The sequence below is a fragment of the Neobacillus niacini NBRC 15566 genome (genome assembly GCF_001591505.1).
Classification (GTDB): Bacteria; Bacillota; Bacilli; order Bacillales; family Cytobacillaceae; genus Neobacillus; species Neobacillus niacini.
The window spans coordinates 24159-40906 of sequence record NZ_BCVA01000004.1; the positions used below are offsets into that span (position 1 = coordinate 24159).

Sequence of the window (16748 nt, forward strand, 5' to 3'; positions counted from 1 at the left end):
AGCAAAAGAGAGCGGTCAGTCCGCTCTCTTTCTTGATCTTTAAACGACTATCGTCTTTTTACCAAACAAAGTACCCCTTGGATGATTACCACAAGTGAGAATAAAAGGACAGCTATTACACCAATTAGGAGAACTAACGGACTAAGCGGTGCGAAGAATCCGGTCAGCTCCACTCTTAATAAGGCAAAACCAGCTATAATGCAGCATAAGTACAAAAAAGGACTGCGGTCTAATACACTCATTGCTTACTCACTCCTTTTCTTGGGGTTAATTCATAAGTATTCATAAAAGGAGAAATTTATTTACCAGAATAATAAATCAGTTCTAAATAACTATTCTTTTGGAAATTTAATCCTTGCTGAAGGCGGGAGGAGTAGTGCTTTTGGCATTTTATTTTAATCAGGATTGATATGTGACTATATAAGCAAGGAATTGGATAGTATAACGTTTAATTAGCCGCCTTTGAAGGAGCTCATCTGCCCATGTGGAAGCTGGTATTTATATTCTTTTTTATCCTTGTCATCATTGCTTATCTAGTCCCAAAAAGATTAACTAAAATTGAATTATATACAACGAATCTATTTGCGCTAGTTTTTGGGATCAATGTGGATATGATTCTTAACTTTAAATATCATTTGTACGGATATTTTGAAAAAGGTTTTCAATGGCACGGGTTTATAGGGGAATTTCTTTATTTTATCCCTGTTAGTATTTTGTTTTTAAATTATTATCCCTATAAAGGGACTAATCAAACAAAACTCTTTTATATCCTTGCATGGACCGCAGGATCTTCCATAATTGAATTTATTGTTGAGAGGACACATTTTTTTAACTATACAGGGTGGAAACTATGGTATTCCATCTGCGTGTATCCCTTTGTGTTCCTAATCTTAGTGACTCATTTAAGGATCGTTCGGAGACTGATTAAACTAGATTCATGAAAAACGGTTGGATATGAGCCCAACCGTTTTTTTATGAAATTTACCAATCAAAAGGCTTCTGCACGTTTCTTCGTTGTTTGTTCCACTGCAAGCTCCGGATGAACCTTCCGAATAACGGCTGGTCTTAAAAGCGTAAGGACTACACCTAAGAATACTCCAGATGACAGGAGCAGCACCCACTCGGCAGGGAAAACATCGTACAGAAATCCGTACAGTACCATACCTAATGGCGATAAAGCCATGGCAACTGTTTCAACGAGAGAGAATACACGCCCCTTAAATTCATCAGCAATTTGCTTTTGCATCATGACTTGGGTTGGCGTATTGATGAAAACTATACATGCTCCTAAACCAAGTTGAAGTATGATGAAGTAGCCAAACATCACGTTATAAGATAAGGAGAAAAGTAAAGGTAAGGTGGCACCCCCCATAATAACCCCCATGAGGATAATACCCCTTTTTGATATTAGTAACGGAAATCTGATCTCTTTTCGGATGGAGAGATAAATGGATAACAGCAGCATTCCAACAGCAAAGGCACCTTCTGTAAAACCAAAATGGGTGGAAAGCATTTTTAATTTTTCAATGAGAATGAAGGAATATCCAACTTGGTATGCACTAAAAAGGAAATTAACTAATAAGGCAATCCAGATAATAGTCATTAACATCGGCTGTAGTTTTAAATAAGATACACCCGCTGACATTGCTTGCCACATTGATTCTTTCGGCTTCTCTTCTGTTTCTGCCTTTGAGTTGGAGAACAAAGTGAATTTCATTGTAGCTTCGAGAATAATGGCAATCGTTGAAGCAGTCATATAGAGAACGAGGAATAGCGGCATAGAAATGACTCCATACAATAGTCCCCCAACTGCGGGAGAGGCAATGGCCGCAAAAGAAACGGACATTTGATTTAATGACATTGCTTTTTGAATTCTTGCTTCATCTACCAGACCTGTTATAGATGAAGTGAAAGCTACACTGGAAAACATAGATGTAAGCGATAAAATACAGGTTGTGATATAAATTGCCGTAAGCGATAGCCCATACGTAACACTGACGAGCAATAATCCCCCGATGGCCAAGGTTGTCGCTATTTGTGAAATGATTGCAATCCTTTTTCTTGGATATTTATCAATGATATAACCGGCAAAGGGTGCAGCAAGGGTACGAGGCAATACATTGCAAATCAAGTTCAATGCAAAACTTTTTGCGGATCCTGTAGCCTGCAGAATATAAAAACTAATGGCAAATGAATATACTTGTGAACCAAAGGAGGCAATCAGTTTGCTTATGGTAAACGTCCAGAGATGATAAGTGGCTTTTTTCAACATGACACTGTTATTCATAATAATCTCCTCTTCTCTTAGGAATATTTTTGAAGAAAGTTTAATTTAATTAAACAAATAATAACATGAAGTTTTTGCCAAATCAACCAAAAAGTTTAATTTAATTAAACAAAATTTGTTTCTTAAAGAATATCTCTTTCAAATTGAGATAAAGTTTAATATAATTAAACAAGTAAACCGTTTAAGGAGGTGCCCTAACATGTTAGGAGACCGAATACGAAAATTAAGAAAACAGAAAAAGTTAACGCTTGAAGCACTTGCTGGTCAAGGGCTTACCAAAGGTATGCTCAGCTTAATTGAGAATAATAAAGCCAAGCCTTCGATGGAAAGCTTGGCACATATTGCTGAAGGGCTAGGGGTAGATGTAACTGATTTATTAGGTGAAATTAGCACACAAGAGTTAAGGGCAATTCTTGAAAAAGCAGAAAAGTTATATAATGAAAAGTCGGATGGCCAATACAAGGAATTACTAACGCTGATTGAACCTTACATAGAAAAACTTACACAAGGATATGAATCTGCCAGGTTGCTGGATATCCTTTCCCGTAGTCTTTACAAAGAAAAGTTAGCTGGCTGGGAGGAGTATGCTGACCGGGCCGCAATTATCTATGACGACATCAATTTAACAGCAAACCGTGCACAAATTGCGATTTTTCGTGCTATGGTCAAATTTATCCAACATGATTATGCAAGTTCGTTAGATATTTTGGTAAGTGAACGGAAAGAGATTCATTCGACGCATGTCTACATGGATCATATGACACGCATGGATTTTGATTATCATGAAGCCATTTTACATTTTGCTATTGGTGACAATGAGTCAGCAAGTGCTGTGATGGAAAAGGCGATTCAGTTTTCAAAAGAGCAGAGAATTTTTTATCGGATTAATGATTTATATAGACTTGGTGCAGGCCAAGCACTCATGTTTAAGGATGAAGAAAAGCTAGAGTTGTATTTGCGAAAGTTAAAACAATACGGGGAGTTTGCGGATGATTTACTCTCTATCCTCGTTCATGATTTAATTATCGTGATGTCTCTAAATACAGTGAAAAAGCAGTATACCCATGCACTTGAAATCATTGATACTTATTTAGCAGAACCAACAATGGAGGAAGTAGTAAAGGATCTCTATCAAATAGAAAAAGGTAAGGCGCTTTATGGGCTAGGTGAATTTCCGGAAGCCATTTCTTATTTCAATGAGGTAGAGACCTCTACTACGACGCATCATCCGTTTGATTTATCGCTCTATTATGTACGATATTCGTATAAAGCATTATGCCATCAGGGACTTGGAGAGATTGAAGAAGCTCTTCAGGCTGCACAGAATGCTGTGGAGAAATTTGAAGCGTTACCCGATACGCCTTTTAAAGAGTTTGCGGTTGAGACGTACCATACCATTCTCGCAAAAGTAAACCCAGTGCAATAAAATGTACGGGGTTACTTTAGAGGTGCAAACATTGTAAAACACATAGAAAAACGCACATGAATCCACAATATAATAATTGAGTAACAAGTGATAATTAAATTAGCGGAGACTTTCCGGTTAGACTAATGAATAGAGCTAGGTTCTAGGGAAATAAGCGGAGGTTTTCCCATTAAGCAAAGAAAAATTACGCATTTACACGTTTTTTGAGTCAATAGCCGGAATCTTTCCGTCTATTTAAGCAATTTTTAGTGCTATTTCCTACTTAAAAGAAATTTCTCCGCTTATTTATCAAACTCACTTCAGCGTCTAATGAACTGGTTCAACTTATTTGGTAAAAAAGGAAATCTTAAAAAGGCTTAGAGATATTTACAACTCTAAGCCTTCTTGACTGTGAAATATACTGTGAAGTTTATGTGATTTGGTTTGTGATTTACCGTTTTTGTACCTCACAAATAAACCCCGTTACAATAATGCGTACGGGGTTTCTCTTTTGTTTTTACACTCCTCGTTCAAAGCCTCGTTTAAACCTAGGTTTTAATTTTCGTTCTAACTTTTTACCCTCTTCACGGTCTCCCGTTTGTCCTGCTTCATTTCCGATTACTTTTAAACTATCCTTTGTTATTTGGTAGGAAGAAGCTTCACTTGTGTTTTTAGCTTTTTTCTTCTCTGCCTTAGGAAGTTTATGTAACACTCCGACTTTTATTTGCTGTACTTCTTTTACACCCTGGATAATGAGTTGCATGGCGAAGATCGCTAGCATAAAGGCAGCTAAAATCCACAGGTACCAGTAGCGTCCTGAGGCGATTGTGGTTCTTCCAATTTCACCAATTAGCCCGGACCATTCATTGGTTATCGACATTGGCGGATCTGAACCCATTGGGTCAAAGTCTAGCTTTGTCCCGCCAAAGAAAAATTTAAATATCCCTAAATGAATAAAGATGAGTAGTACCTGAATAAATTGAGTTCCCAATAATATCGTTAGACGCGGACCAATATGTGGGATGATGTGCTTCCAGAAGAGATGAAATCTGCTTCCGCCTAAGACGCGCGCACTGGCAATAAATTCATAATCTAGAACTCTCTTGATTTCTTTTCCTAATAAAACGGTTGTTAACGGAACGACAAGGATGGTTAAGATAAACATCTCTAATAAAATTCGTTGTGTAAAGGTATAAGTAAATTCATATCCATAACCGATCAACGTCGGAAGTAAGATCGGTGCTAGCAAGATGTAGGCAACCAAGCTCAAAGGCAGGAAATGAATCGAATCGATTAACTTTGCAAGCCATTGCTGTGTGCGGGGACCTAAATGGAAAGCATAAATGACCCCAAATAAAAGCCCTCCAAGAACGCGCAATAAGGCAATTAACAACGCAAAAATCAATGTATATTTCGCGCCAATGACTAATTGGTCAAAAAGGCTGAACCCTAATTTGTCTGAGCCAAAGAAAAAGGGCTTAGTAGGTGCATGTGGTGCGGCACCAAGCAGCGTCGCACCATCCTCGGCGTAATAAAGTCTGACTTGATCGACATGGTTATCGGTTGTGACTGAATAAATAATGCTGTAACTGATGGTTACAATAAAAAATAGAGCTCCAAGTGCAAACTTCCAATTTTTCATATGCCTGCCAAATGTGAAGAGCATATTGAGAAATGGACGGAACGGCGATACTTTTCGCAGGTTAATCATTTGAAAAGAATATAGAATGTTTTCAAAGAATCTCTTGGTTCCCTCCGCAATATTACCAATGCGCCACAATGAATTCCGTCTCGTTTCGTACGCTAGTGGCTGATCTTCTTTTAGCCATAAATCTACTAATTGGAATAGGAAGTAAAATGGTGTGAAAATAAGACCCAGCGTAACAAAGATGGTTATAGGCTGAAAGTTATCTAGTAAATAGAATGTTAATCCGTGGACGTTAAACACCCGTTCAATAATAAATTGGCTGGAGAGTGTGCCCCAAATAATAATCTTAATATGATGAAACGAAAGGGGCATGATATTTTTTAATACATGTCTAAGCAGGATATTCAATTTGTCTATCCCTTTACTTTTTACAAAGGTAACATACACTTTCAAAAACTCTTCCTCAATCATAAGGAGCAGAATCTTGAACATGGAAACTAACGGTAAGATTGCCAATGTGACAATAGGTGCAAAATAGGCCTTTTCTGTAAAACTGGCAACCTTAAATAAATCAACGCCAAACGACTTAAAGATAACAATGGATAATACTTGTAATAAAGTAGCCAGTATTAAGTCAGGAACTGACTCCAACACATCAAGTAATCTCTTTATCGGACTCAGTAAGAACTTAGGTAAAAAGGCGGACCATAATGCGAGAATAAGCGCGATACTAAATCCTGCCAAAAGAGCACCTAACAATATTTGCATGGAATATATAAATGCCGGCCCCATAATCTCCATCATGGGTGCACCGCCAGTTTGAGAACGTTCGAACTTATAAATCCATGATTCTGATTTAAACAAGTCCTTGCCAAAAGCAATTAATTGTTCAAAATAACCTGTTGAATCCGGAGTCCCCCTTGTGGAAAAATATTGTGGAAAAATACTCACACAAAATATAGATACAATTCCAAGTAGGTAGTATGTAATTAATCTAACCATCTTCAAAATATCTCACCCCAATTTCTCCCTCTAAATCACTAGATTCGTATAATAGAAGTAGTCACGTAAAAGAAATTATATTCTAAATTTTCACTCCTTTCAATATGGTTTATCCCCTAATAATTTCCATAGCTGAAATTTAGACGTAATTGGGGTTGTATTTGTTACAATTAATAAGGAATATTTATTTAAATCTTTTTAAGAGGAGAAATGATTATGATTCTAGTGGTTGGCGGTGCGGGTTATATCGGAAGTCATCTTGTAAGGGAATTAGTAGAAACAGAAGAGGTAATCATTTTAGATAACTTGTCTACAGGTCATCGTGAAGCGATTGATACAAGAGCCATTTTTGTACAAGGGGACCTTGGGAATGAAGAAGATTTACAGATGATATTCTCAAGTTATCCGATTAAGGCAGTTATGCATTTTGCGGCTTATAGTTTAGTAGGAGAGTCCGTGGTTGATCCTCTCAAATATTATGAAAATAATGTTGCATCTACGTTAACGCTTTTAAAAGTAATGATGAAAAACAATGTAAAGAACTTTATCTTTTCTTCAACTGCAGCTACATATGGTATTCCAAATGTTGAGATCATTGATGAACAAACCATTACATCACCAATCAATCCTTATGGACATTCTAAATTGATGATAGAACAAATGCTCGCTGATCTTTCCAACGCCTATGGCTTAAACTATGTCATTCTTCGTTATTTTAATGCAGCTGGGGCACATGAATCCTCTAAGATAGGTGAAAGTCATAACCCAGAAACGCATTTAATTCCCATTATTCTTCAACAGCTATTAGGTCAGCGTGAAAAGGTCGCTGTTTTCGGCTCCGATTACGATACTGCTGACGGTACATGTATTCGTGATTATATCCATGTTACCGATTTAGCGAAAGCACATATTCTTGCGTTAGAGGCTTTATTAAGTGAAAAGAAAAGTGCGGAGATTTATAATTTAGGAAATGGTCTTGGCTATTCGGTAAAAGAGGTCATTGAGACATGTGAGAGAGTAACCGGGGAAAAGGCAAATGTTGAAATGGCTGACCGTCGTGCAGGGGATCCGGCTAGACTCGTCGCATCATCAAAAAAGATTTATAATGAATTAGGCTGGAAAGCCGAGCGGAATCTAGAACAGATTATTGCAGATGCCTGGAAGTGGCATAAGAATCAGCAATATTAATAGAAAGCCCTTGCTCGTGGGTGCGGGCAAGGGCATTTTTATCTGAATTAAAATAGTAATCGAATGATTATTTTTATCCAACCGAAAAACGCAATCCATAATGGAACACTTAATGAAGTCCCCCAAACCAGCCCATAAGCGAAATTTCCATGCTCATCCATAAAATCCACTCCCTATAAGTAGTTGTAGATTATTTTTTAGTTTTTCCGATTATTATACTGATTATAATAGAGAACGCTTACATTCACAATGATTCAAATGATTTATTTCACTGTGTTTAACTTGAAAAATAGAGACAATAGCACTAAGCACTTATCGTTAATTTAGTTTAACAAAAAGGAAAGGGGAAAAACCGTAAAGCTTGTCAAACTAATTGGTTTTGTTTTCGAGCATATTCTCTAAAATAGCCAGCCTTTATTCGACAGGATATTTTCTGGGAAATTAATATAGACTTGTTATTTATATAGGATTGAGGCAGTGTACATCAATCATTTGATTAGTAGTAAAAGGCAAAAAAAATGTCTGAGTTTGTTGATATCTATCACAGCAATTTTTATGAATTTAGTTTATGTTCACTATAAGCAGTGTTTGATTTCTGGTGACCATGGAAAGGAGCTTCTTCTTGAGAAATGTGATCAAAAAGTCAGATTTAGATTCTTTTGTTGAGTTCTGTGAGCCTTTACTTTCTGGGGCACCATATCCTTGTTATGTAATGGATCTGGAGGGCAGTATTGTTTTTTCAAATAAAGCCGTTCAAGAATTAACAGGTTATGAAAGAAATCGTGATTATCAGCGGAATTTTTTCTCAGTTTTAGAAGAAGAGGAGATTGGTAAGACGATAGAGCATATAAATACTGTCCTAAAAGGAGAAAGAAAGAGTCTTCAAACAAAGATTAGAAATCGGAGCGGTCATGTAATAGATGTAAACATCCTATCCATTCCGGTGATAGTAGAAGGTGAAATTCTTGGTATTTGCGGCTATATGATTAGTGCATCGAATGAGAGAATTTTTTCGAATTCTATTCCTGGGAACTGGAATAATATCTTTACTGGTATTAAGACAATTGACAGAATCGTTATGGATAGTACAAAGCGGAAAAAGGCAGAGGAACAGTTAACTTATTTAGCTTATCACGATCCTTTAACAGGTTTGCCGAACAGACGAAAGTTGGACCATCAACTGCATAAATCGATTATGGAAGCAAAAGAAAAGAATATGTTGGTCGGGGTTATATACTTGGACCTCGACCGATTTAAATATATCAATGATTCTCTCGGTCATAAAGTGGGAGATAAGGTTTTACAAGTCATTGCGGATCGCTTAAAGGGCAGTTTGAGAAGTGATGATATGGTATCCCGGCAAGGAGGGGATGAGTTTGTCATCTTGCTTAAAAATGTGTCCGCTAAAGAGGATCTTTATGAAGCGGCAGCTAGAGTAAATCGGATTATCGCAGAACCAATACGACTGCATGGTCATGAATATGTTCTTAGTGCCAGTATTGGGATGAGTATTTTCCCTGATCATGGGTTCGAAGCAGAAGTGTTAATTCAAAAGGCAGACCAAGCGATGTACCTTGCAAAGGAAAGCGGAGTAGGGATTCAGCCTTACGAAACGGGAATGTCGAAAAGTCTATCACGAAAATTACTGCTCGAGCAATACCTTCATAAAGCCATTGAAAAGAATGAATTATATCTGGAGTATCAGCCCATCGTTGATGTGTACAGAAAACAAGTGATGGGGTTAGAAGCACTTCTTCGTTGGCAGCACCCAGTTATAGGGCCGATACCACCCGGAGAGTTTATCCAAATTGCCGAGGAGTCGGATTTAATTATAAAATTAAGTAATTGGGTATTGGAAACAGCCTGCAGACAGCGTAAAACATGGGTGGATATGAACCTGCCGCCATTTTATGTGTCTATTAATGTACCGGCGAGACAAATTAATTTGGAATCCTTCCTTGAAACCGTTAAGGACACATTAGAACGCTATCAGCTATCAGCTAATTTATTGAAAATTGAAATTACAGAAAGAACTGCGATGACCAATGTCCAGCAAACGTTAAATACGATAAAAGAATTACAGGATAATGGAGTTGATATCATACTCGATGATTTTGGGGTTGGTTATTCGTCCATTAGCTACCTGGTACAATATCCCTTTAATACGATTAAAATAGATAAATCCTTCATTGAAGGGTTAGAGAATAAAAATCAGCGGTCTGTTTGTCGAACATTAGTGTCAATGGGCAGGAATCTCGGAATGAATGTTGTTGCAGAGGGGGTGGAAGAATTAGAACAATTCCAATTCTTATGCAGTATTGGCTGCCATAATATGCAGGGCTACTATTTTAGCAGGCCAACTCGTGTTGAATTGATAGAGGCGTTCTTTACTTCTGAACAAAAAGGCTTACAGGGTAAATTTAAATAAGGGCCGAGACGTATCGTCTTCGGTCCTTCCCTATTAAAAATGCTTCACCATTGTCAAAAATTCAGTTGTATTTCTACTAAACTCTACTTTTTTAACAAATCCTAGTTTTGTATATAGATGAATGGCTCTTTGATTAAATTTTACGACGGTTAATCGGATAGAATCGAGCTGATAGGTTTCTTGAATATACGAAAGGATAAACGTAAAGAATGGTGTTCCAAACCCCTGACCAGTTATGGCGGGATCCATGCCAATACCTATATCTTGCAAATCTTCATTATAGGCGCCAACTGTAGAACCAAATGGAACTTGGGCAGCGCTCCCAATACAAAAGAAACCAAGGAGCTCATGGTCTTGATTCAAAACCGCATAATAAGGATTTTCTAGTAATTCGGTAAGAGATTCAGCACTTTCTTCATTGTTATAAAAATCATAGGGTGCTTCGTATTTCCAAGTTAGGATCTGCTTTGCGTATTCCTCCGTCATATCCCTTACAAGTAACTGCATTTTATAACCCCTTTTTTCTGTAATCAAAACAAAACCGCTGCCATAAAGTGAACAGTGAGTTTATCTTTAAATTTTTGCAGTCCGAATAACCTTACTCATCATTTCTGCATTTGGATAATTGACTTCATGATAGAGTGCTACGATCCTTTCAAAATCATAGTTTACTCTTCGAATAGAAGTTTTTATATGTCCGTCCTCGACTTCAACAAGTCCATAAGAGGCCTTTGTCAGACCATCGAACGGTAAACCAACGCTTCCGATATTCATGATAACCTTACCATTTATATATCTAATATAGGGCTTGTGGATATGTGCATAAATAAAAACTTGTGAACCCTGCGCCTGCATTAAACTCGTTTCGATTTGGTTGTCATCAGCGTTAGGGAGTATAACATCAAATAGACTAGTTGGTGTGGCATGAAACGCTGATAATTGAACATCTTCGATGGTAAGATTTAAAGTAGTTGGAAGGCTTTCTAAATATTCAATATCGGTTGGTTCCAATTGCTTTACAGTCCATTGGCGTTCTAGATTCATTAACTCTAGAACCTTATCTGCCACTTCCCCTTTTTGAACACCGCGTACCACCCATTCATCGGCATTTCCTTTTATCACTTCCGTATGTAAAGAGCGGACTAGGTCAAGAGAACGCTTAGGCTCAGGTCCACGATAACATATATCACCTAATACATAAATTTGATCAATTCCTTGTTGCTCAATATCCTGGAGAACGGCGTCCAGTGCGATGGCATTCCCATGAATATCCGATATAAAGGCAATTTTCATATCTATCCAACCTCCTTTAAAAATAGTACCATTTTTTGCTTGTAAAATAAAATTAGAATTTTCAATAAAAGCTTCGCTTCTACTGGCTGTCTGCTGTATAATCTTTTCTAATAATAAAAGAGGAGTTATGACCATGAATTCATTTATAAAGGATCAACTAGAAACATTCCAACAAGAGAACAGAAACCGTGGACGTTTGCTTGTCAGCTGCCCAGACCAGCCAGGGATTGTTTCAGCTATCTCGCAGTTTTTATTTTCGTATCAAGCAAATATCATCGAATCTAGTCAATATTCTACCAATCCTGAAGACGGTGTATTTTTTATCCGAATCGAGTTTGAATGCCCAAATCTAAAGGAAAAGGCAAAGGATATGGAAGGGCAGTTTTTAGCAGTTGCTGAGAAGTTTTCGATGGATTGGAAATTAACCCATGTCTATCAGGTGAAAAAAGCGGCAATCTTTGTGTCTAAGGAACTTCACTGTTTGCTTGAACTGCTGTGGGAATGGCAAAGTGGTGACTTAATGGCGGATATTGCACTTGTAATCAGTAACCATGAGGAAGCTAGAGATGCGGTAGAATCTTTGAATATACCGTTTTATTATATTCCTGCGAATAAGGATATTCGTGAACAGGTGGAAGAAAAACAGCTTGAGTTATTAAAAGAATATGAAATTGATTTAGTGATATTAGCACGTTATATGCAAATCCTGACTCCAAAGTTTGTCGCTGCCAATCCAAAGAAAATTATTAATATTCATCATTCCTTTTTACCAGCGTTTATTGGGGCAAGACCATATGAGAGGGCACATGCCCGCGGTGTAAAGTTAATCGGAGCAACATCTCATTATGTAACCAATGATCTTGATGAAGGGCCGATTATTGAACAGGATATTGCCCGTGTTGATCACCGTGATGATGTGAATGATTTGAAAAAAATAGGACGTAGAGTGGAAAGAAGTGTTTTGGCTCGAGCGGTAAAATGGCATATTGAAGACCGGATTATTGTCCATCAAAACAAGACGATTGTTTTTTAAACTTCGCTCCAAAGTTGCTAAAATAAAGATAAAGAGGCTGACCAAAAAGATGGAAATATTCCTCCTTTAAGGTCAGCCTTATTTATTGTTACGAAGGTGTGACTGTATGTTTAACTTGCTGATGGCTCGTTGATTTTTTTAAAATAAATAGTGAGTATATTAAAAATGCAAAGTTTAGTAGTAAAAATATACTTAACCATTTTAGTGAATACTCTGTACTATGAACGCCATATGCTCCTGTTGCTCCATACTCTACAGCGTCTAGAACAAAATGGAAGACAATAGCTGGAAGTAAGCTTTTATTCGCTAAAACCATAGTGGTAAGTGCCATACCAGCGAAAGACGCCCATCCAAATTGAAAAAGAGCATATGTTACATCTCCGCCAACAAAAATATTACCGAGATGAGCCGCACCAAATAAAAGGGAAGGAATAATTACCGCTACCGCTTTCCCAAATGGTAAAATTGCGTGAAGAAGAATTCCTCTAAATAATATCTCCTCATTCACTGCAACGCCTACAGCTGCAATTAGCAATAGTGGAATATGCCCCAATGTTGAATTAAAACCGAGGTAGAATGCTAATGTTAATGGGATGCCCAGTGTTGGTACCCAAACATACCATTCTTTTGTTGAGGACGGCATTTTTAATCCAATCTCTTTGTCAATTTTTAACCATTTAACCGCGATGATAACAGTGGTTGCATAGATTAGCATGATTAACCAACCTAAATCCTTTTCAACCGTAAGTGAAGGGTTAAATGACTGGATTCCCTTTACTGCGAGCATGCCTATTAAGCCCCTGCCAATCATCACTACTAGAAATAAAACCAAACCATGGCGATATAAAAAGTTTTTCATTTCAATTTCTCCTTTTTTCTTCAATTTGTATCCTCATTATCATCGAGAAACGGTCATTCCTAAAAGTGAACTTGGTCATAAGGGGGTCATATGACTTTTTGTGACCTCCGGACTTTTATGAAAAAAGGGAATTATGCAATGGTGTGGAATATAGTAATGATTAAATTAGAGAATGGAAGGTGCTCATTATGCTGCCAATTCGCCATGAACCTCATTGGATTTATAAAACTGCGCAAATAACAAGAATAGGCTGGTTTGTCTTTCATTTATTATTTCTGGCTATCTTTCTATCCTCTATGCCTTTCTTCTGGCTAATCCTGCCGTTGTTTTTTGCCGCATTCCTGATTCCACAATGGTCTGGGGTTACGATTAATAGTTTCAGTGTGAAAAACTATCCTTTACTTGAAATGACTTTTAGCGGGCTGTTCTTAATTGTGGGTTGTTTTTTGTTAGGGGAGTATTCTTCCTTCTTGGCCTATCCTGCACTCTGTGCTGGTATTTATAGCCGGCCTGGGAAGGCTAGATGGTGGCTATGGGCAGGATTTTCACTTATTCCATTTCTAGCAGTACTTGCTGTTGGATGGGAGCATTTGGGTCTTGGCGTAATTGATGGTTTTTTTCTCTATGGCATTGGTATTTCTGTGGCAAAAGTTATTGAAGCCGAGAAGAAAACGCATTTGCTGCTTGTTGAAAACCGCAGGCAGAATCAACTTTTGGAAGAATATGCAAAACAGATTGAAAAAGTAACTTTATTGGAGGAGAGAAATCGGCTGGCAAGAGATCTCCATGATACCGTCGGACATACCTTTACCTCTGTCATAATGGGACTTGATGCGGCTTCGTTTCTAATGAAAACATCTCCTGAGAAAGCACGGGAACAAGTTGAAGTATTAAGTGATGTGTTGAGAAAATCCTTAGGGGATATCCGGTTCCAAATTCATCAAATTTCTCCAAATGAAGAAAAGGAAGAGGTACTTTCCCAGTTAAAAAAAATTGCCGATGAATTTGCCTTACATACGAAAACCATTATCCATTTTGAACATATAGGCCATCAAGAAATTAATATTTCCTCTCAAGCAACCATCACTCTCATTCGGTGCCTTCAAGAATCACTAACAAATGCCATCCGCCATGGGCATGCCAAGGAGATTATGATTACGCTAAAGGCAGATTCCTCTCATGTGGTCCTTTTGATAGAAGATAATGGCATTGGTAATCGTAAAGTAAGTTATGGTTTTGGTCTTAATGGAATGAAGGAGCGGTTGGAATCACTTCAGGGTCGATTAAGTATTGAATCGAAGGTGAATGAGGGGACAAACGTTACTTGTTATATACCAATAATAGCAAGTCGTTTTAGAGAGGAGTTTAAGCAGGATGATAAAAGTGTTATTAGTGGATGACCAGGAGCTGATTACGGCAAGCCTCGCGATTGTGCTCGGAGGGGAAGCAGACTTAAAAATAGTTGGTACTGCTGAAAATGGAAAAAAGGCATTAGAGTTAACGAAACAGCTGTCTCCTGATGTTGTCCTGATGGACATTCATATGCCCGAAATGAATGGGGTGGACGCCACAGCCCATATTAAAAGCCAATTCCCTTCTGTAAGGGTGATGATTTTAACAACTTTTGAGGAATTAGGGTATGTACGAGATGCGTTGGCAGCCGGAGCAGAAGGATATTTATTAAAAGCCATACATCCCAACGATCTTGCAGCGGGAATTAGACTTGTCCATCATGGTGGAACACTGATTACACAGGAAATTGCAAAAAAATTAATCACACAATGGATTCAAACACCGAGCCAAGAAAAAGACGAAAAAACAACTAAAAACCATTTTGGACTTACGGAAAGAGAAATGGAGGTATTAAACGAGCTTTCTAATGGTTTAACCAACCGTGAAATCGCACGGAAATTTTTCTTAACGGAGGGAACAGTAAAGAATTATATTTCAACTATCTACTCTAAATTAGAAGTGACAGGAAGGCATAAAGCGGTTTTTAAGGCAAAGGAGCAAGGAATAATAAAGCCTTAAAATGCCTTTTTGCATAAACAGGTACGGGCACACTCTGTTTGCCCGAAATTTTTTTTACAGAAACAATCTGGGTCAAGTGAAAGCACGCCACTTGCCCGAAATCCGATGGCAGAAAAAATATAGGTCAAGTGGAAGTCAGTCACTTGACCCAAATCAGAACGCTGAAACAAATTTAGTCACATAGAATCCTCTATGTGACTGTTTTATTTACAAAATATATGTTTACCAATTTTCTTGATTTGTGGGCGGCTCCAAATCCAGCTGCTTGTCGCTGTATCGGGATTAAAGTAATATAGGGCATTTCCGGTTGGATCCCATCCATTTAACGCATCCTGGACAGCCTTTTTTGCTGTTTCATTCGGTGTCAAATTAATCTGTCCATCCGCAACTGCCGTGAAGGCTCCAGGTTCATAGATGACCCCGGCTGCTGTATTTGGAAAAGAAGCACTTTGAACCCTATTGATAATGACAGCTGCCACAGCGACCTGACCGGTATAGGGTTCCCCGCGTGCTTCCCCGTACACGGCATTTGCCATCAAACGAATATCATTGGCACTATAACCGTTCGGAACATTAGCACCTGTTGAACCGGTATTTCCATTCTTTTCATATCTTGTTGCTTTTACTAGCATTGCCTTCGTATCTGCCCCGACAACCCCATCGACAGGCAACCCAAATTCATATTGGAAATTCCGTACTGCCCAGTATGTATTCCAGCCAAACACACCGTCAATTTTACCTTTATAAAAGCCATTATACGAAAGGCGTGATTGCAGCTCAATCACATCTTCACCAGAAGAGCCTTGTTGAAGTACCTGGTTTGAAAACGCCTGGATATCTTTACTTTGGTCGCTATTGGCTAAAGATGTTACAGTTAGAAAAATCATTATCAGCAAAATCTTAAAGATTGCTTTCCTCTGCACAGGTTCAACCTCCTAACGATTTAAAAAGACGTATATTACTATCCTTTCATATTTTTTACATTTCTATGTAACAAATGAAAGGGGTAAAGGTTTTTCTGCTAAAATAAGTTTCTTAGGATAGAATTCTTAGACCGTTCTTCAATAAAATGGATGAAGGACAAATCTTGATAAAGGAGCATTTGTCTTTCATAAGGGGCATGAGGGACAAAACTCGATAAAGAAGCAGAAGACTTTTCTTTCATAAGAGGCATGAAGGACAAATCTTGATAAAGAGGCAAAAGATTTGTCTTTCATAAGAGGGATGAAGGACAAAACTCAATAAAAAAGCAAAAGGTTTGTCTTTCATAAGGGGCATGAAGGACAAAACTCGATAAGGAAGCAAAAGATTTGTCTTTCATAAGGGGCATGAAGGACAAATTTCGATAAAGAAGCAAAAGATTTGTCTTTCATAAGAGGGATGAAGGACAAAACTCAATAAAGAAGCAAAAGATTTGTCTTTGATAAGGGGATGAAGGACAAATTCATAAGAGGGATGAAGGACAAAACTCGATAAAGAAGCAGAAGATTTGTCCTTCATAAAGACCGCGAAGTACGTATCCCAATATAGTAAATAATCCCCTCAATAAGGTTGAGGGGATTTGTGCTGCTCTT

General features: G+C 37.9%; 14 protein-coding genes. 7 read left to right on the forward strand and 7 right to left on the reverse strand.

Features of this window, described 5'->3' with window-relative positions:
* Positions 1–47: 47 nt before the first annotated feature.
* Entirely contained in the window at positions 48–242 is a 195-nt protein-coding gene (locus BANA01_RS29435; RefSeq protein ID WP_157411723.1) for a hypothetical protein, read from the reverse strand.
* Between the two features lie 240 nt (positions 243–482).
* On the opposite strand from BANA01_RS29435, the gene BANA01_RS30750 reads away from it, so the two are divergent.
* Positions 483–941: a CBO0543 family protein gene (locus BANA01_RS30750; protein WP_063251933.1), complete on the forward strand. Its 459-nt coding sequence runs from the start codon at positions 483–485 to the stop codon at positions 939–941.
* 47 nt (positions 942–988) lie between these two features.
* Here the strand turns inward: BANA01_RS30750 and BANA01_RS04885 are convergent, their stop codons facing one another.
* Positions 989–2287, reverse strand: coding sequence for an MFS transporter (locus BANA01_RS04885; protein ID WP_063251934.1), 1299 nt, complete (start codon positions 2285–2287; stop codon positions 989–991).
* Positions 2288–2486: 199 nt separating this feature from the next.
* On the opposite strand from BANA01_RS04885, the gene BANA01_RS04890 reads away from it, so the two are divergent.
* Positions 2487–3713, forward strand: coding sequence for a helix-turn-helix domain-containing protein (locus tag BANA01_RS04890; protein WP_063251935.1), 1227 nt, complete (start codon positions 2487–2489; stop codon positions 3711–3713).
* Positions 3714–4209: 496 nt separating this feature from the next.
* Here BANA01_RS04890 and BANA01_RS04895 read toward each other — a convergent pair whose 3' ends face one another.
* On the reverse strand, positions 4210–6342 hold the full coding sequence (locus tag BANA01_RS04895) for an ABC transporter permease subunit (protein WP_235847065.1): 2133 nt from the start codon (positions 6340–6342) through the stop codon (positions 4210–4212).
* A gap of 216 nt (positions 6343–6558) precedes the next feature.
* Between BANA01_RS04895 and galE the strand changes: the two genes are divergently transcribed.
* Together galE and BANA01_RS04905 are read left to right on the forward strand one after the other, a co-directional pair.
* Positions 6559–7530, forward strand: coding sequence for a UDP-glucose 4-epimerase GalE (gene galE / locus BANA01_RS04900; protein WP_063251936.1), 972 nt, complete (start codon positions 6559–6561; stop codon positions 7528–7530).
* A 631-nt stretch (positions 7531–8161) separates the two neighbouring features.
* Positions 8162–9958: a sensor domain-containing protein gene (locus tag BANA01_RS04905; protein ID WP_235847071.1), complete on the forward strand. Its 1797-nt coding sequence runs from the start codon at positions 8162–8164 to the stop codon at positions 9956–9958.
* Positions 9959–9991: 33 nt separating this feature from the next.
* Here the strand turns inward: BANA01_RS04905 and BANA01_RS04910 are convergent, their stop codons facing one another.
* Entirely contained in the window at positions 9992–10465 is a 474-nt protein-coding gene (locus BANA01_RS04910) for a GNAT family N-acetyltransferase (RefSeq protein WP_063251938.1), read from the reverse strand.
* 66 nt (positions 10466–10531) lie between these two features.
* Positions 10532–11251, reverse strand: a complete 720-nt coding sequence (locus BANA01_RS04915) for a metallophosphoesterase family protein (protein WP_063252125.1) — start codon at positions 11249–11251, stop codon at positions 10532–10534.
* A 133-nt stretch (positions 11252–11384) separates the two neighbouring features.
* On the opposite strand from BANA01_RS04915, the gene purU reads away from it, so the two are divergent.
* Positions 11385–12284, forward strand: coding sequence for a formyltetrahydrofolate deformylase (gene purU, locus BANA01_RS04920; RefSeq protein ID WP_063251939.1), 900 nt, complete (start codon positions 11385–11387; stop codon positions 12282–12284).
* Positions 12285–12372: 88 nt separating this feature from the next.
* Here purU and BANA01_RS04925 read toward each other — a convergent pair whose 3' ends face one another.
* Positions 12373–13143 carry a CPBP family intramembrane glutamic endopeptidase gene (locus tag BANA01_RS04925; RefSeq protein ID WP_157411724.1) on the reverse strand — a complete coding sequence of 257 codons (771 nt, stop codon included), beginning with the start codon at positions 13141–13143 and terminating at the stop codon, positions 12373–12375.
* A gap of 188 nt (positions 13144–13331) precedes the next feature.
* On the opposite strand from BANA01_RS04925, the gene BANA01_RS04930 reads away from it, so the two are divergent.
* Positions 13332–14543 carry a sensor histidine kinase gene (locus BANA01_RS04930; protein ID WP_063251941.1) on the forward strand — a complete coding sequence of 404 codons (1212 nt, stop codon included), beginning with the start codon at positions 13332–13334 and terminating at the stop codon, positions 14541–14543.
* Positions 14518–15174: a response regulator transcription factor gene (locus BANA01_RS04935; protein ID WP_063251942.1), complete on the forward strand. Its 657-nt coding sequence runs from the start codon at positions 14518–14520 to the stop codon at positions 15172–15174. The genes BANA01_RS04930 and BANA01_RS04935 overlap by 26 nt, the downstream gene beginning before the upstream one ends.
* 203 nt (positions 15175–15377) lie before the next feature.
* On the opposite strand, the gene sleB is transcribed toward BANA01_RS04935, so the two are convergent.
* Positions 15378–16097: a spore cortex-lytic enzyme gene (gene sleB / locus BANA01_RS04940; RefSeq protein ID WP_063251943.1), complete on the reverse strand. Its 720-nt coding sequence runs from the start codon at positions 16095–16097 to the stop codon at positions 15378–15380.
* Between the last annotated feature and the right edge of the window lie 651 nt (positions 16098–16748).